Annotated in this window: 17 protein-coding genes; 7 read left to right on the top strand and 10 right to left on the bottom strand. The window is 72.3% G+C overall.

Annotated elements, in window-relative coordinates; genetic code table 11:
* Positions 1-22 precede the first annotated feature (22 nt).
* Entirely contained in the window at positions 23-1060 is a 1038-nt protein-coding gene (locus tag AB0N17_RS18505) for a phosphatidylinositol-specific phospholipase C domain-containing protein (RefSeq protein WP_366012398.1), read from the top strand.
* A 36-nt stretch (positions 1061-1096) separates the two neighbouring features.
* A complete protein-coding gene (locus AB0N17_RS18500) occupies positions 1097-1651 on the top strand; it encodes a glycoside hydrolase family 25 protein (RefSeq protein WP_366012397.1) in 555 nt (184 codons plus the stop codon).
* 73 nt (positions 1652-1724) lie between these two features.
* Here the strand turns inward: AB0N17_RS18500 and AB0N17_RS18495 are convergent, their stop codons facing one another.
* A complete protein-coding gene (locus tag AB0N17_RS18495) occupies positions 1725-2387 on the bottom strand; it encodes an NAD(P)-binding domain-containing protein (protein WP_366012396.1) in 663 nt (220 codons plus the stop codon).
* Between the two features lie 71 nt (positions 2388-2458).
* Complete coding sequence (locus AB0N17_RS18490; RefSeq protein WP_366012464.1) at positions 2459-3103, bottom strand: FCD domain-containing protein; 645 nt, start codon at positions 3101-3103, stop codon at positions 2459-2461.
* Here AB0N17_RS18490 and AB0N17_RS18485 point away from each other — a divergent pair.
* Positions 3006-3524, top strand: coding sequence for an ATP-binding cassette domain-containing protein (locus AB0N17_RS18485; protein ID WP_366012463.1), 519 nt, complete (start codon positions 3006-3008; stop codon positions 3522-3524). The genes AB0N17_RS18490 and AB0N17_RS18485 overlap by 98 nt on opposite strands.
* Here AB0N17_RS18485 and AB0N17_RS18480 read toward each other — a convergent pair.
* Positions 3469-3681 carry an EF-hand domain-containing protein gene (locus AB0N17_RS18480; RefSeq protein WP_366012395.1) on the bottom strand — a complete coding sequence of 71 codons (213 nt, stop codon included), beginning with the start codon at positions 3679-3681 and terminating at the stop codon, positions 3469-3471. The two genes, AB0N17_RS18485 and AB0N17_RS18480, sit on opposite strands and share 56 nt — an antisense overlap.
* A gap of 59 nt (positions 3682-3740) precedes the next feature.
* Complete coding sequence (locus AB0N17_RS18475) at positions 3741-4652, bottom strand: MerR family transcriptional regulator (protein WP_366012394.1); 912 nt, start codon at positions 4650-4652, stop codon at positions 3741-3743.
* Between the two features lie 48 nt (positions 4653-4700).
* Between AB0N17_RS18475 and AB0N17_RS18470 the strand changes: the two genes are divergently transcribed.
* Positions 4701-5354 (top strand): GNAT family N-acetyltransferase, encoded by a 654-nt coding sequence (locus tag AB0N17_RS18470; RefSeq protein ID WP_366012393.1) that lies wholly within the window; start codon positions 4701-4703, stop codon positions 5352-5354.
* On the opposite strand, the gene AB0N17_RS18465 is transcribed toward AB0N17_RS18470, so the two are convergent.
* From AB0N17_RS18465 to AB0N17_RS18440, 6 genes are all read right to left on the bottom strand, one after another.
* Complete coding sequence (locus AB0N17_RS18465) at positions 5321-6511, bottom strand: beta-propeller fold lactonase family protein (protein WP_366012392.1); 1191 nt, start codon at positions 6509-6511, stop codon at positions 5321-5323. The two genes, AB0N17_RS18470 and AB0N17_RS18465, sit on opposite strands and share 34 nt — an antisense overlap.
* A complete protein-coding gene (locus AB0N17_RS18460; RefSeq protein WP_366012391.1) occupies positions 6511-7320 on the bottom strand; it encodes a polysaccharide deacetylase family protein in 810 nt (269 codons plus the stop codon). Before AB0N17_RS18460 ends, AB0N17_RS18465 begins: the two co-directional genes overlap by 1 nt.
* A 137-nt stretch (positions 7321-7457) precedes the next feature.
* A complete protein-coding gene (locus tag AB0N17_RS18455) occupies positions 7458-7961 on the bottom strand; it encodes an ATP-binding protein (protein WP_366012390.1) in 504 nt (167 codons plus the stop codon).
* Positions 7962-8260: 299 nt separating this feature from the next.
* On the bottom strand, positions 8261-9028 hold the full coding sequence (locus AB0N17_RS18450) for an enoyl-CoA hydratase-related protein (RefSeq protein WP_366012389.1): 768 nt from the start codon (positions 9026-9028) through the stop codon (positions 8261-8263).
* A gap of 198 nt (positions 9029-9226) precedes the next feature.
* Entirely contained in the window at positions 9227-10450 is a 1224-nt protein-coding gene (locus AB0N17_RS18445) for an Ig-like domain-containing protein (protein WP_366012388.1), read from the bottom strand.
* 161 nt (positions 10451-10611) lie between these two features.
* Positions 10612-11835, bottom strand: a complete 1224-nt coding sequence (locus AB0N17_RS18440; protein WP_366012387.1) for an Ig-like domain-containing protein — start codon at positions 11833-11835, stop codon at positions 10612-10614.
* Between the two features lie 222 nt (positions 11836-12057).
* Here AB0N17_RS18440 and glgX point away from each other — a divergent pair, with 222 nt between their 5' ends.
* The 3 genes from glgX to AB0N17_RS18425 all read left to right on the top strand — a co-directional run bounded on the left by glgX (position 12058) and on the right by AB0N17_RS18425 (position 15540).
* Positions 12058-14319: a glycogen debranching protein GlgX gene (gene glgX, locus AB0N17_RS18435; protein WP_366012386.1), complete on the top strand. Its 2262-nt coding sequence runs from the start codon at positions 12058-12060 to the stop codon at positions 14317-14319.
* A 137-nt stretch (positions 14320-14456) separates the two neighbouring features.
* On the top strand, positions 14457-14963 hold the full coding sequence (locus tag AB0N17_RS18430; RefSeq protein WP_366012385.1) for a SigE family RNA polymerase sigma factor: 507 nt from the start codon (positions 14457-14459) through the stop codon (positions 14961-14963).
* A gap of 10 nt (positions 14964-14973) precedes the next feature.
* The gene (locus AB0N17_RS18425; protein ID WP_366012384.1) at positions 14974-15540 is read left to right on the top strand and encodes a hypothetical protein; all 567 of its coding nucleotides are present in this window, start codon (positions 14974-14976) and stop codon (positions 15538-15540) included.
* Positions 15541-15602: the final 62 nt, after the last annotated feature.

The following is a 15602-nucleotide window of genomic DNA, read 5'->3' as shown; positions in this document are numbered from 1 at the left end:
GTCGGATAAGGGGAGTTCACGCATGCGGTTGGTGAGACGGCTCGCGGCGGTCGCAGGGGCCGCCGCGCTGTTACTGGCGGTTCCCGGCAACGCCCACGCGGCGTCGCCGAAGCTCTCCGAGACGACGGCGATCGGCACGCACAACGCGTACGACAAGGCCAAGTACACCTACTTCGCACAGGCGTTGGACTCGGGCGCCTCGCTGCTGGAGCTGGACGTGTACGTCGACAGCCTCAGCCACCGCTGGCGGGTCAGCCACAGCAACCCGCTGGGCAACGACAACAACTGCGAGGCCGCCAAGACCCCGGCCGAGCTGTACAGCAAGAGCCGCAACCAGGATCTCGGCAGCTGCCTGGACAACATGGCCGCCTGGAACCAGCTCCACCCCGACCACCCGCCGATCGTCGTCAAGGTCGAGATGAAGGTCGGCTTCAACAACAACGCGGGCATGGGGCCGGACGAGTTCGACACGCTCGTGCGGCAGAAGCTCGGCGGCAGTGTCTACAAGCCGGCCGATCTGCTGGGCGGCACGTACGGCTCGCTCGACGCGGCCGCGAAGGCGAACGCCTGGCCCGCACGCGACTCCCTGCGGGGCAAGTTCCTCTTCGAGCTGATCCCCGGGACGGTGGAGCAGGCCAACCCGTTCGACCACTACTGGACGGACCAGGAGTACGGCGACCACCTGCGCGACCTGTACGCGGCCGGGAACGTCGCGCAGGCCCAGGCCTTCCCTGCAGTGCTCGGCGCGGCGAACGGCGATCCGCGGGCGAGCCGCTGGAGTTCGGACACCTCGATCCGGCCCTGGTTCGTGTTCTTCGACGGTGACGCGGCGACGTACGTGAACAACGGCTACGACACCTCGTTCTACTCCACGAACCACTACTTCTCGATCATGACGGGCGCCGACGGGGTGTTCCCGGCGATCTCCTCCACCGACCCGACGGACGCCGAAGTCGCCGCCCGGCTGGCCCTGCTGGCCAAGGACCACGCCAGTCTCATCACGTCCGACTGGTCGGCGAAGCCCGCGTCGGTACTCGGCTCCGTGACCACCCGAGGCTGAGGTTCCGGATTCGGCGCCGCGGGGCACAACTCCTACATGCTGCACGGCATCGACGTAAGCGCCTTCCAGTCCTCCGCGTTCGACACGGATGGCCTCTCCTTCGCCTTCATCAAGGCGACGGAGGGGCATTCGTACGTCAATCCCCGGCTCACCGCCCAGACCAAGCGGGCCCGTGACGCCGGACTGGTCGTCGGTTTCTACCACTTCCTGTGGCCCGGCAGCCTCACCGCCCAGGCCGAGTACTTCGTCCAGCACGCCCCCGAGCGCGCCGGTGACATCCTCGCGGTCGACTGGGAGACCACGGGCGACGGCACCCACGCGAGCAACGCGGAGAAGGACGCGTTCATCCGGAAGGTGAAGCAGCTACGGCCGCACAACCGGGTCGTGCTCTACTGCAACCGCGACTTCTGGCTGAACCTCGACTCCACCTCCTACGCGGGCGACGGCCTCTGGATCGCCGACTACGTCAGCGCGGGCCACCCTCGCATCAAGGCGCACTGGCGCTTCCACCAGTACAGCAGCACCCCCCACGACAAGGACGTGGCCGCCTTCGCCAGCAAGGCCGCCCTGAGGGAGTGGGCGACGCCCTGAGCAGACCGGCGGCCCCGTTCGTCCCCCTGTCACCGTGGGGGGACGGACGGGCCGTGTCGTGGCCGTGCAGGGCTCAGTACCGGAAGGACTCCGGGCGTTCCGGGGAGGCCTGCGCGAGGGCGCGCTCGATTCCCTTCGTGTCCGCCCGGAGGCCGTAGACGGGGGTGTCCGGCTGCTGGCGCCAGGAGTCGTCGATGCCACCGGCGTCGACCGTGTCGAAGCCGAGTTCACCGATCAGGGCCAGGACCTTCGCCTTGGCCGCCCGGTCGTCACCGGCGACCGGGAGGGCGATGCGCCCGGGATCGCCGGCGGGGCGGGGGCGGTCCAGGATGTCCTGGGCGTAGGTGCCGTTGAACGCCTTGATCACGGGGTGGCCGAGGTGCCGCTCGGTCCAGCGGCTCTCGGTGAGACCGTCGTCCTCGATCCCGGCGATGCGGCCGTCGCGCTGCTTCGGGTAGTAGTTGCCTGTGTCGATCACCGCGACGCCCTCGGCCGCGCCGTCCAGCAGGCCGGCCGGCAGGTGCGGGACCGCCTTCAGCGGGACGGTGACGACCACGATCTCGGCGCCCTCGGCCGCGTCCTCGGCCCGGACCGCGGTGGCGCCGGTCTCCTCGGCCAGTTCCTCGAGCGTCTCGGGACCGCGCGAGTTCGCCACGGACACGTCATGGCCGAGGGCGGTGAGCCGCCGGGTGAGGTTGCCGCCGATGTTGCCCGCGCCGATGATGCCGATCTTCATGACAGGCCCTCCAGGGTCGTTCCATGCGCGTGCATGGGTCTTGTCCGGGGACAACCCCGGCGGTCCGGGACCTATTCCGGCGAGCCCTGGCCGCGCAGCAGCCCCAGCGTCTCCTCCAGCTCGCGCAGCAGCACCGCCGCCGCCTCCTCCGCGTCCCCCTCGGCGACGGCCTCGACGAGGGCCGTGTGGGTGTCGTCACCGGTGGCGGGGTCCTGCTCGCGCAGCCGGGTGAGGTCCAGCAGGGTCACCAGGCCCTCCCGCAGGACGGGGGTGAACTCGGTGAACAGGTCGGCGAGGACCGGGTTGTGGGCGGCGGCGACCACGGCCGCGTGCGGGGCGATGTCGGCGTCCACGAAGGCCGTGTCGGCCCAGGCCGCGGCCGTACGGCGGCCCGCGAGCGCGGTCCGCAGTGCGGTGACGTCCTCGGGGGCGCGGCGCCGTGCGGCGAGGCGGGCGGGCTGCACCTCGACGCCCATGCGGACCTCGTAGACGTCGGTGACCGCGGCGCGGCCGAGCCGGGTGGGCCAGTCCTCGGCGGCCTCGGTGGCGATGACGAACTCCGTGGAGCCGGTGCCGCGCCGGCGGCCGTCCCCGGAGCAGGCGGAGCGGGCCGAGTCGCTGCCGGCCACGCTGGGGCCGGCCGCGCTGCGGGACGCCCGCCGGCCGACGCTGTCACAGGGCCGGCGCGGCCGGACCCTGATCGCGCGGGCGCTGATGCCCGAGCCGCGGCTGCTGCTCCTGGACGAACCGGCGACCGGGCTGGACCTGCCGGGCCGGGAGCAGCTGATCGAGGCGCTCCAGGAGCTGCGGCCGACCCGTCCGCGGCCGGCGACCGTGCTCGTCACGCACCACCTGGAGGAGCTGCCGGCCGGTACGACCCACGCGCTGCTGCTGCGCGACGGCCGCTGCCTCGCGCAGGGCCCGGTGTCGCAGGTCCTCACCGGCGATCGGGTCGGCGCGTGCTTCGACCTGCCGCCGGCGCTGGAGCGGCACGAGGGCCGGTGGAGCGGTGCGGATCCGGCGCGGCGCATGACGAAGGGGGTGCCCCTCCCCTCGGGACGGGCACCCCCCACGACGCGCGTCACTTGTTCAGGTAGGCCCAGAACTCGTCGAACGACAGCACCTTGTCGCCGTTGAGGTCGCGGGTCTTGATGACGGCCTCGGCCACCGCGTCGGTGACGTTCCAGTCACCACCCTGGGCGAGGGCGGACTTGAACTCGGCGGCGGTGATGAATCCGTCACCGTCTGCGTCGATCCGCTGGAACTGCTTGCGTGCTTCCTCGATGTCCGCCACCGATCCGCCCCTTTTGTTCGTGTTTCTCATGCCGTGCTGGCGTACTGACGCTGGTCAGATTAACGGCCCGGCCAGGCCTTCAGTGCCGCGACCACCCAGCCGAACTCCTCCTGGTGCTTCGGGGGCTCGGACTCGCCCTTGATCACGGACGCCAACTCCCGGTAGCGGACGACCTCGTTGCCGAGGTCGATCCGGCGCAGTACGGCCGTCCGGTCGGTGCCCGTGCCGAGCAGCTCGGTCAGGACCGCGTCGGCCTCGGGCGACTCGGGCGCCACGCCCCGCTCCCGTGCGGCGCCGACCAGCTCGACCAGCCGCTCGAAGAACCTCGCCGACGCGCCGGCCGGGGTGTCGGGGGTGCGGTCGGCGGCGTTGTACTCGATCATCCGGCGCATCACGGCCCGGAACTCCGGCGTCCGCAGCAGCTCCGCCAGCTCCACCCAGGCGTCCACCTGTTCCGGGGTGGGATCGTCGGGCAGGGACACTCCGATGCTCCGGGTGCGCTCCCGGATCCAGGGGTCGGCCGTGTCCAGCCCGTGGAAGATCTCCTCCACGAAGTCGTCCACGATCCGCTGCCGTTCCGCGGCCGAAAGCCGCGCCAGCTTGTTCATGAGCGTCATCTCCTCCGCGGTCGAGCCGCGTCGTGCCACGGTCGACAGCACCGCCCGGGTCACCTTCAGCGACCTGATCCGGGCGTCCAGCGCCACCACGTGCGTGGCCGCGACCTCGGCCACAGTCCGCTCGCCGGCCACCACCTCGCGCACGGCCTCCAGGCCGAGCCCCAGCTCGCGCAGGGTGCGGATCAGCTCCAGGCGGGCGGCGCAGGCGGCGTCGTAGAGCCGGTAGCCGCCGGTCGAGCGGGCCGCCGGGGTGAGCACGCCCGCGTCGGACCAGTAACGGATGGTCCGCACGGACAGTCCGGTGGCCCTGGCCAGTTCGCCGATGGTGAGGAGTCCGGTGCCGTCGTTGGTCATGTCTGGGAGTCTGGGCCTTCCAGCGGGTGGAGACTCAAGGAGCGCGTGGTGGAGACGTTGCGGGACATTCTCGATGCGGCGGCCCGGGGCGTCTTCCCGCCGGCGGACGGCGGCACGACGGTCGTGCCGCAGCCCTCTCGGCGGCACGCGGGGGTGCTGTCCTTCACCGCGCACTCGGTGGTGTTCCTCGACGAGGACCCGGAGTGGGTGCACGAGACCCTGCGCGGCGTGGACAGCGACGCGCTGGCGGCGACGATGAACCCGCGCTTCCTGACCGCCCTCCTGGAGCGGACGGGACGCCGGGCGGAGACCGTCGACGCGGTCTGGGTGGGCTCCCCGCTGCCGGGCGGGCCGCCGCTCGCGCTGACGGAGATCACGGACGCCGGCCACCCCCGGATCCGGTACGCCCGCGGCCGCCGCGACGACGTGCGCGCCTGGACCGCGGACGGCGGGGTGGTGGTGACGGGACGCGGGGTCGCGGGGCGGCTGGAGGTGTCGGTCGAGGTGGCCGAGGAGGCGCGGCACCGGGGACTGGGGCGGCTGCTGGTGGCCGCGGCCCGGCATCTGGCCGGCGAGCCGCTGTGGGCCCAGGTCGCGCCGGGGAACGCCCGCAGCACGCGGGCGTTCCAGGCGGCCGGCTACCGTCCGGTGGGGGCGGAGCTGCTGCTTCAGCGGAAGATGCCGGTGTGCCCGAGTGAGTAGCGGCCCGGCTGGGGGTAGACGGCGAGGCCGTGGGGGCCGCTGCCGACCTTGATGCGGGCCAGCTGGGTGCCGGTGCGGGTGTCGATGGCGTACACCTCGGAGTTGTAGCGGCCGGACAGCCACAGGACCTTGCCGTCGGCGGAGACGCCGCCCATGTCGGGGCTGCCGCCGCCGGGCAGGCGCCACTTCTTGGTGAGCCGGTTCTGCGCGAAGTCGAAGACGGAGATCGTGCCCTCGCCCCGGTTGGAGATGTACATCTCGCGGGAGTCCCGGCTGATGTAGAGGCCGTGGGCGCCCTTGCCGGTGGCGAGGAAGGTGGGCCGGGTGAACTTGTCGCCGTCCAGGATCCACATGCCGTCCGCCATCATGTCGGCGATGTAGAACCGCTTGCCGTCCGGGGAGATCTTGACGTCCTGCGGCATGGCGCCGTGGAACGGCAGCTTCTCCTGCCGGATCACCTTCATCTTCGCGGTGTCGACCTTGAGGACCTCGCCGCTGAACTCGCAGGAGACGATGAAGTAGCGGCCGTCGACGGAGAAGTCGGCGTGGTTGACGCCGTAGCAGCTGACCGGCACGGCCTTGACGACCTTCATGGTGTGGGCGTCGCGGAAGACCAACTGGCGGTCCATGGAGGCCATGACGACCGCGTACTTGCCGTCCGGTGTGAAGTACAGGTTGTACGGGTCGTGCACGTCGACCGGCTTGCCTGCCTTGCCGGTCCTCGGGTCGATCGGGGTGAGGCTGTTGCCGAGGTCGTTGTTGACCCAGAGGGTCTTCAGGTCCCAGGAGGGCACGACGTGCTGGGGCTGGTGGCCGACCGGGATGGTGTCGATGACCTTGTAGGCCTTGGGGTCGATGACGGTGACGGTGTTGGAGTTGGTGTTGGGGACGTAGACCCGGGACGGGAAGCCCTGGACGGCGGGCGAGAGCCGGCCCGGGCGGTCGGCCGAGTAGATGTCGGCCGGGTCCTCGACCGGGGGCATCCCGGGCAGGACGTCCACCCGCGCCCGGTTCACCTGTGGCTGCAGCGGCGCCTCGCTGGCCCGGGCCTCCTTCTCCGGGTGCTGATCGGAGCCGGAATCGCACGCGGACAGCAGCGTCAGGGCGGTGAGGGCGGCACCGGCGGCCAGCAGGCGGGCGGCTTTCGAGGTTCGCATCAGCTCAGCAGCTCCGTGGTGGTGACCGCGCGCAGGCCACGGCGGTCGAGTTCATGGAGGACGTCGGGGAGGGCGGCGACCGTGTCCGCGTAACCGAAATGCAAACTCACCACCGACCCGTTCCGCACGTCCGAGAGGACCTTGCGGGTGACGGCGGCGGCGCCGGGGCGGGTGTAGTCGAGCGAGTCGACGTCGTAGGACAGCACGTGCGGATAGCCCGCGGCGCGGGCCAGCCGGCCGACCAGCGGGGAGGCGGTCGGCGACCGGGAGGGGCGGAACCAGGTGCCGATGGATCCGGTCAGCCGCTGAAGGCGGTCGGCGCAGTCGGTGATCTCCTTGCGGGCGTCCGCCTCCGCGAGGGCGTTGACGGCGATGTGCCGCTGGGTGTGGTTGCCGAGGTCGTGGCCGCCGTCGAGGATGCGGCGGGCGACCTCGGGGTGTTCGTCCAGCCAGGTGCCGACGGCGAGCACGGTGAGCCGGGCGCCGCGCCGCTCGGCCTCGGAGAGCAGCGCGTGGGCGAGGGCGGGGTCGCCCTGGCCGTGGAAGGTGAGGGCCACCTGGGGGCGGGTGCGCGGGCCGTGGGTGATCTGGGCCGGCTCGCCCGGGTAGGCGCGCGGGGCCGGAGCGGCGCGGGCGCCGGCCGTGGCGTGGCCGGGGGTGCGGGCGGCCGGGTCGGCGGACTCGGCGGACGGGGTGCCGGTGGGGGCGGCCTGGCCTGCGCCGCAGCCGGCGGCGAGCGCGCCGCCGGCCATGAGCCCGGCACCCGCGCGCAGCACTTCACGTCGGTCGGTGGGGGTCACCCGCACCATTTAAGGGGGATTGGGTAAGAAAACAGGCGATTGCCCCGAACGGGGGGACCGTGTTCGGTTCGCGGTGGAGAAATCACCCGTCCGGGTGCATCTCGGGGGCGGGTCCCTGCCGCGGCCGCACCCGGTCGGAGTCGCGCCTAGCGGTCGGCGACCCGCATCTCGAACCAGGTGGTCTTGCCGCGGGGCAGCAGGTCCACGCCCCACCGGTCGGAGAGCTTGTCCACCAGGAACAGGCCGCGGCCGCTGACGTCCATCTCCTGGACCGGCATCAGACAGGGCAACCCGCGGGAGGGATCGCGTACCTCGACGCGGATCCAGCCGGGGCGGCGGCGCATCCGGAGGCCGAAGACCCGGGCGCCGGTGTGGCGTACGGCGTTGCCGACGAGTTCGGACACGAGTAAGACCGTGTCCTCCGTCAGCTTGGGGGTCAGTCGCCAGTGGCGCAGGACGACGACCTGGGCGAGCCGGCGGGCGGTGGCGGCGGACTCCGGGCGGGACGGCAGCGGCACCTCCGCCTCCGTGGGGTTCCCGAACAGTTCGACCGCCTTGAGCGCCTGTTCGTCCTCGACCCCGGGCGACCAGCGCGCCGCGGCCGCACGGCTGTGTCCCCGTGGCTGTTCGATGCCCTCCAGCCCCGCCATGTCCCCATGATGGCCGTCCGGAGCCGTCTTGGGGGCCGTTCCGGAGGAATACGCCCCCTGCGCGCCCCCCGTCTCCGCTCGTCGATCGGCATATGCCGACGGCATGTCACTGGCCGGTATCACCCGATTGACCTGCGGAGACGGCCCATTTCCGGGCAATCGTCACGCCCCCTCGACCGAGCGGACTTAAGGTTGCCTTAAGGCTCCCATAAACCGCTCCATCGAGGGACCCGGATGAGACGACGCGTCAATTGCAAGTGCTCCCACGGGAGTTACGCGGGAGTTCACACGGCTGACGCTCAGACGAACTTGGCCTTGCCCGGCCCTTCCTCGACGAAGCTGCGCATGCCCCGCTCGCGGTCCTCGGTGGCGAACAGACCGGCGAACCAGTTCCGTTCGACGGCGAGCCCGGTGTCGATGTCGGTCTCCACACCGGTGTCGACGGACTCCTTGGCCGCGCGCAGCGCGATCGCCGGGCCCTGGGCGAGCTTCGCGGCCCAGGCGTGCGCCTGCTCGTACACCTCGGCGGCCGGGACGACCCGGTCCACCAGGCCGATCGCCAGGGCCTCGTCGGCCTTGACCTGACGGCCCGTGAAGATGAGGTCCTTGGCCTTGGAGGGGCCGACCAGCCGGGGCAGCCGCTGGGTGCCGCCGGCGCCCGGGATCAGTCCGAGCAGGATCTCGGGCTGGCCGAGCTTGGCGTTGTCGGCGGCGATGCGGAAGTCGGCGCACAGGGCGAGTTCGCAGCCGCCGCCGAGCGCGTATCCGGTGATGGCGGCGACGACGGGCTTGGGGATGCGCGCCACGGCGGTGAAGGAGTCCTGCAGGGCGCGGGAGCGCAGGACCATGCCGGCATGGTCCATGTTCTGCATCTCCTTGATGTCCGCGCCCGCCGCGAACACCCGCTCGCCGCCGTAGATCACCACGGCGCGCACGTCGTCGCGGCGCGTGGCCTCCTCGGCGAGTTCCTTCAGCCGGTCCTGGGTGGCGATGTCCAGCGCGTTCATGGGCGGCCGGTCGAGCCGCAGGGTGCCGACGCCTTCGGCGACTTCGAGAGAGACGGTCATGCAGGCAGGTTAACGGGGATTAACGGCTGCCGGCCCGGTGCGGTCGGTCACATCCGGCCGGGAGTCCGGGAGTCGGCCCCCGGGCGGGCACGGCACGCGGAGCGACCGCTGCCGGCCGCCTGAGACCGGCGCGCCCCCGGTACGCGTGCGGGCCCGGTGCCGTGGGGTACGGCGCCGGGCCCGCATGTCGGTCGCGGATCACTTCTTCCAGTCGGCCCAGGACATGTTCCAGCCGTTGAACCCGTTCGCCGGGTCGACGGTGCGGTCGTGGGAGTGCTGGACGACCACCACGTCGCCGAGCATCGAGTGGTTGAAGAACCAGGCCGCCGGGGTGGAGCTGTCGTAGCCGCCGCGCACGTCGCGCAGGCCGATGCAGCCGTGGCTGGCGTTGTAGTTGCCGAAGGCGTCGCCGCCCCAGTAGTTGCCGTGGGCGAAGGTGCCGGAGGTGGTCAGGCGCATGGCGTGCGGGACGTCCTTGATGTCGTACTCGCCGCCGTAGCCGACCGTCTCGCCGTTCATCCGGGTGACGGACAGCTTCTCGCTGATGACCATCCGGCCGTTCCAGGTTTCGTAGCCGGGCTTGCCGGTGGTGACCGGGAGGGTCTTGATGACCTTGCCGTCCTGGGTGACCTTCATCGTGTGCTTCTTGGCGTCCACGATCGAGACCTGGTTGCGGCCGATGGTGAACTTCACCGTCTTGTGCTGCTTGCCGTAGACGCCGTCGCGGCCCTCGACACCGTCCAGGTTCAGGTCGACGGTGACCTTGGTGCCGGCCTTCCAGTACTTCTCGGGGCGGAAGTCCAGGCGGTCGTTGCCGAACCAGTGGCCCTCGACGTCGACGGCCGGCTCGGTCGTGATCTTCACGGCCTTCTCGACGGCGTCCGGGTGCGTGATGCCCCGGGTGAAGTTCACGGAGAACGGCATTCCGACGCCGACGGTGGAACCGTCCTCGGGGGTGAAGGTGCCGAGGAAGGTGTTCTTCGGGGTCAGCGTGGTGAACGTGGAGTCCTCGGCGGCCTCGCGGCCGTCCGGGTCCTTGGCGACCGCGTGCACGCTGTACTTCGTGGCGGCGGCCAGGTGGCCGGACGGCGTCCAGGACGCGCCCCCGGCGCCGATGGTGCCGTCGACCTTCGCGCCCTTGGCGTCCTTGACGGTGACTTCGGTCAGCTTGCCCTTGGCCACGCCGACCTTCAGCGCGCCGCTGGTGTCGACGCCGGTGGCACCGGACTTGGGGGAGATGCTGACGGCGGCCGTGGACTGCCTGCCCTGCTGGGTGGCTTCCTTGTCCTTCCCGTCGGACCCGGCACCCGAGCCCCCTCCCCCGCCGCACGCGGCGAGCGACAGCACCAGCGCGCCGGCTATGCACGCCAGTCCCCCTCGGCCCCGTCGCCCCGCCACCGACGCCCCCGGTCCAGGCCCCATGTTCAAGTTGTCTCCCCTCGCCGGGCCTGGCCAGGCCCGCTCCCCACCACACTGGTGCGCGCATATTAACCGCCCGGTTTTGAGCGCGGTGTCAGGCGAATGTCACCGTTCCGTCGCAACTTCCGCCCGGCACCGACGTCCAACCCCGGCCCCCCACCTGGTTATTTCACCGCGCTGCCCGCTTTCCACTCCTTCCAGGCCATGTTCCATCCGCTGAGGCCGTTGTCCGGAGAGACCATTTTGTCCTTGCTGTTGACGACCTCGATGACGTCACCGACGAGGCTGCGGTCGAAGAACCAGCCCGCCGGGGTGTCCGAGCCGCCGCCCTTGACGTCCCTCAGACCCACGCAGCCGTGGCTGACGTTGGCGTTGCCGGGGGCGTCGGGCGCCCAGTAGTTGCCGTGCAGGAAGGTGCCGGAGTCGGTGAGCTTCATGGCGTGCGGGACGTCGGGGATGTCGTACTCGCCGCCGAAGCCGACCGTCTGGCTGTTCATGCGGGTCTCCTCCAGCATGTCCATCACCACCATCTTCCCGTTGTACGTGGGGTGCTTCGGGGCCCCCGCGGTGATCGGGACGGTGGCGAGCAGCCGGCCGTCGCGCCGCACCTCCATGGTGTGGCTCGCCGCGTCGACCAGGGAGACCTGGCTGCGGCCGACGGTGAAGGAGAACGTCTTGGACTGCAGGCCGTAGACGCCCTTCGCGCCTTCGACGTCGCGCAGGCCGAGGTCGACGGTGACCTCGGTGCCGGGTTTCCAGTAGCGCTCGGGGCGGAAGTCCAGCCGGTTCTTGCCGAACCAGTGGGGGCGGATCTCGACGGCCGGCCGCGCGCTGACGCGGACGGCGCGTTCGACGGCCGCGCGGTTGACGATGTCCCGGCTGAAGGCGAGGGAGACGATCATGCCGGTGCCGACGGTGGCGCGGTTCTCGGGGGTGACGTAGGCGATGAACCGCTGGTCGGGGACGAAGGTGGTGAACGTGGTGTGCCGGGCCGAGCGGCGGCCCCGGGTGTCCAGCGCCACCACGTTCACGGTGTATCTGGCGGCCAGCGCCAGTTGGTCCTCGTCCGGCCGCCAGGTCAGCCCGTCCGCGCTGACCCGCCCGGGGACGGGGATCTGTTGCGCGTCCTGCTGCCGGACGACGGTCACCTTCTCCAGGCGCCCGTCCGGAACCGTGACCCGCAGCGGTTGCCGGGGCCGGACGGCCTTGCTGCCGTCGTCGGGGGTGACATGGATGACCTCCTCGGGAGCCGGGGGTTTGCCGAGCGCTCCGCCCAGGCCGAGCGGCCCCGAGCCGTCGGCGGAGCAGCCGGACAGCAGCCCTGTCCACATCAGTACGGCGGCCAGCGCGGCCCCCGTGCGCCGTGCGCGTCCTTGTACGTGCCTCACGCGGGGCTCAACGACGGGGCACGCCCCGGGGAAACGTGAGTGCGACGCACGCACTGGGCAGAACAGAGGGAAGGACGACACGTTGGGGAGCCGCCGCGCCTACGCCGGAGCCGTCGGGGCGCATCCGTACCGGGCGGCCGGGGCGTGCCCGACCAGGGTGGCCCCGGCCCTTCGGCGCGGCCGAAGCGCCCCCGGACGCGCCACTGAAAGAGGGGCCGACTGGTGACGAGCGCAGCCGAGCAGCGGGCACCGGCCGGGGAGCCGGCCGCCGGGACCGGGCAACCGGCGTCCGTGGTGAACGGCGCCCGGCGCGCCGTGCCGCCCGCCCCGGCGGTGTGGCCGGGCGCGCCGACCCCGCTGGGGGCCCGGTTCCGGGTCGGCCCGGACGGGGTGGCGGGCACCAACTTCGCGCTGTGGGCGGCCGGCGCGGAGGCGGTCCGGGTCTGCCTGTTCGACGACAGGGGCCGGGAGACGCAGATCCCGCTGACCGAGCTGACGCACGAGATCTGGCACGGCTTCGTGCCGGGTGTGATGCCCGGTCAGCGCTACGGCTACCGGGTGGACGGCCGCTGGGACCCGTGGACCGGCGCCCGCTGGAACCCGGCCAAGCTGCTGCTGGACCCGTACGCGCGGGCGGTGGACGGCGCCGAGGGCAACGACTACGGCCGGCTGCCGCCGGAGGTGTACGGGCACGTCCGGGACTGGCCGGAGCAGCATGTCGCCGACACCGTTCGCGACGACCGGGACTCGGCGCCGTACGTCCCGAAGGGCGTCGTCGTGCACGACGACGACGACTGGTCCGACGACCGCCGCCCCAAGACGCCCTGGGCGGACTCGGTCCTCTACGAGCTGCACGTGCGCGGCTTCACCAAACTGCACCCGGACATCCCCGAGGAGCTGCGCGGCACCTACGCGGGGCTCGCGCACCCGGCGGCGATCGAGCACCTGGTGCGGCTGGGCGTCACGGCCGTGGAACTGCTGCCCGTCCACCAGTTCGCCCACGAGGACCACCTGCTGCGCCGGGGCCTGCGCAACTACTGGGGCTACAACTCCATCGGCTACTTCGCCCCGCACGCCGCCTACGCGGCCTCCGGTACGACCGGACAGCAGGTCGGCGAGTTCAAGCGGATGGTGCGCGCGCTGCACGCGGCCGGCATCGAGGTCGTCCTCGACGTGGTCTACAACCACACCGCGGAGGCGGGCGAGCTGGGGCCGACCCTGTCCCTGAAGGGCATCGACAACCGCGGCTACTACTGGCTCCAGGACGACGCCCGCCGGTACGCCGACTACACCGGCTGCGGCAACACCCTGCACGTCGTCCAGCCCCAGGTGCTGCGCCTGATCACCGACTCGCTGCGCTACTGGGTGACGGAGATGGGCGTGGACGGCTTCCGGTTCGACCTCGCGGCGGCGCTCGCCCGCTCGATGCACGACGTCGACATGCTCTCCCCGTTCCTCGCGGTCATCGCCCAGGACCCGGTGCTCAGGCGCGTCAAGCTGATCGCCGAGCCGTGGGACATCGGCTCCGGCGGCTACCAGGTGGGCGCGTTCCCGCCGCTGTGGACGGAGTGGAACGACCGCTACCGCAACGCCGTACGGGACTTCTGGCGGCACGCCCTGCCCGACGTGCGCGAGATGGGCTACCGGCTGTCCGGCTCCAGCGACCTGTACGCCTGGGGCGGCCGGCGGCCCTACGCCTCGGTCAACTTCGTCACCGCGCACGACGGTTTCACCCTGCGCGACCTGGTGTCGTACCAGACCAAGCACAACGAGGCCAACGGCGAGGGCAACCGGGACGGCACGAACGACAACCGCTCCTGGAACTGCGGGGTGGAGGGCGAGACGGACGACGAGCGGGTGCGCGCGCTGCGCCGCCGGCAGCTCAGGAACCTGCTGACCACCCTGCTGCTGTCCACCGGCGTGCCGATGCTGGTGGCCGGTGACGAGCTGGGACGCACCCAGCGCGGCAACAACAACGCCTACTGCCAGGACGACGAGACCAGCTGGCTGGACTGGTCCCTGCTGCGGGAGCCGGGCTGGCGGGCGCTGTACGAGCTGACCTCCCGGCTGATCGCGCTGCGCCACCGCCACCCGGTGCTGCGCCGCCGGGCCTTCTTCTCCGGCCGGGCGCACTCGGCGGACGGGCTGCGCGATCTGGCCTGGTTCACCGCGCGGGGCGCGGAGATGACCGAGGGCGACTGGTACGCGCCCGCGGCCACGCTCGGCATGTACCTCTCGGGCCGGGACATCCCGGGCCGCGACGAGCGGGGCGCGCCGGTCGTGGACGACAGCTTCCTCGCGGTGCTGCACGCGGGCGAGACCCCGACCGGGTTCGTGCTGCCCGGCCCGCCGTGGGCGGAGCGGTACGAGGTGGTCGTGGACACCTCGCGGGAGGAGCAGGCCGAGGCGCCGGGCACGGTCCATCCGGCGGGCGCGCAGATCACGGTTCCGGCGCGGGCGGTGCTGCTGCTCCGAGTCGTCTGACGCCGTCCCCCGGGCGCCCCTTCCGGCCTGTGTCACAGCTGTGCGTGACGCGGATCACGCCCCCCGAGTGCAGCGCGGGAGGGGCTCCAGGGCCTTTCTCCTGGTGTAGACAGCCGGCGAGGACAGGGACCGTGGGGATGGAGCAGGCTCGGGCCGGTGAGTACGACGCGTTCGTGGCGGCCCGCTGGTCGGTGTTGTTCCATCTGGCCCGTCTGCTCACCGGAGGGGACCGGCATCGCGCCGAGGACCTGTTGCAGGACTCCTTGGTCAAGCTGTGGTTCGTGTGGCCGAAGGTCGCCGACGAGGCGCCGGAGGCCTACGTGCGCAAGGTGCTGGCACGGGCCGCGGCCCGCTCGGCCCGCCGCCGCTGGTGGGGCGAGCGTCCCGTCGAGGAGCTGCCCGAGGTGGTGGCGGCCGGCGACATGTCGGCGGCCGTGGCCGAGCGCTCCCGGCTGGAGGCGGCTCTCGCCCAGCTGAGCGCGCGGCAACGGGCCGCCGTGGTGCTGCGCTACTACCAGGACCTGCCCGACCGGCAGGTCGCGGAGGTCCTGGGGTGCCCGGTGGGCACCGCACGGTCGCATGCCGCGCGCGGGGTGGCCCGGCTGCGCCGGCTCCTGGCCGACGTCATCGAGCCGGTGGGGTGAGGGAGAACCCGTGGAGCACCTGAAGCACGCGCACGGCCGGGACGACGGCGAACGCACGGACCCTTTCGAGCGGCAGCTGACGCAGCTGATGCACACCACCCGGGAGCAGACGCCGTTCGAGGCCCGGCACCGGGACCGGCTGCGCGCCGGGGTGCGCACCCGCCGGCGGGTGCGCGCGGCGCGCCGCGCGGCCGGTTCCGCGCTGGCGGTGGCCGGGCTCGGGATCGGTCTGCTGCTGTGGCCGCACGGCCGCACCGACGACCGGCCCAGCGCCCCGCACCCCCGGCCCCTGAACAGTCCGACGGTCCTGCCGAGCCCCTCCCCGACGACCTCCGCGTCGTCGTCGCAGCCGTCCTCCCGGTCGCCGAGCGCGCCGCCTTCCGCGACCTCGACGGCCACCTCCCCGACCCCGACCGGCACCTCGACGGCCTCCGATCCGCCGATGACGGCCGGGAGTTCGGCGACGGCCCCCCGCAGACCACCGCCCGCCACGACCAGCCCGGCCGCCGGGGACACGACCACCCCCGCCGCCGGGGACCCGACCACCACCCAGCCGGCGACCGGCCCGACCGGCTAGCGCGCCGTGCGCCGCCCGCCACGCCTGCCATCGGCATGCCATCCGACCGAGAACAAACGGGG

It is taken from the genome of Streptomyces sp. NPDC051133 (assembly GCF_040682635.1).
Taxonomy (GTDB): domain Bacteria; phylum Actinomycetota; class Actinomycetes; order Streptomycetales; family Streptomycetaceae; genus Streptomyces.
Note: the sequence above shows the minus strand (reverse complement) of the source record. Positions and strands in the feature narration are given on the sequence as shown.

Coding starts and splice junctions, on each gene's coding strand:
- AB0N17_RS18430 (WP_366012385.1), top strand. CDS start 14,457: ATGGAGCAGGCTCGGGCCGGTGAGTACGACGCGTTCGTGGCGGCCCGC.
- AB0N17_RS18475 (WP_366012394.1), bottom strand. CDS start 4,652: ATGACCAACGACGGCACCGGACTCCTCACCATCGGCGAACTGGCCAGG.
- AB0N17_RS18505 (WP_366012398.1), top strand. CDS start 23: ATGCGGTTGGTGAGACGGCTCGCGGCGGTCGCAGGGGCCGCCGCGCTG.
- AB0N17_RS18495 (WP_366012396.1), bottom strand. CDS start 2,387: ATGAAGATCGGCATCATCGGCGCGGGCAACATCGGCGGCAACCTCACC.
- AB0N17_RS18445 (WP_366012388.1), bottom strand. CDS start 10,450: ATGGGGCCTGGACCGGGGGCGTCGGTGGCGGGGCGACGGGGCCGAGGG.
- AB0N17_RS18465 (WP_366012392.1), bottom strand. CDS start 6,511: ATGCGAACCTCGAAAGCCGCCCGCCTGCTGGCCGCCGGTGCCGCCCTC.
- AB0N17_RS18455 (WP_366012390.1), bottom strand. CDS start 7,961: ATGGCGGGGCTGGAGGGCATCGAACAGCCACGGGGACACAGCCGTGCG.
- AB0N17_RS18450 (WP_366012389.1), bottom strand. CDS start 9,028: ATGACCGTCTCTCTCGAAGTCGCCGAAGGCGTCGGCACCCTGCGGCTC.
- AB0N17_RS18500 (WP_366012397.1), top strand. CDS start 1,097: ATGCTGCACGGCATCGACGTAAGCGCCTTCCAGTCCTCCGCGTTCGAC.
- AB0N17_RS18460 (WP_366012391.1), bottom strand. CDS start 7,320: ATGGTGCGGGTGACCCCCACCGACCGACGTGAAGTGCTGCGCGCGGGT.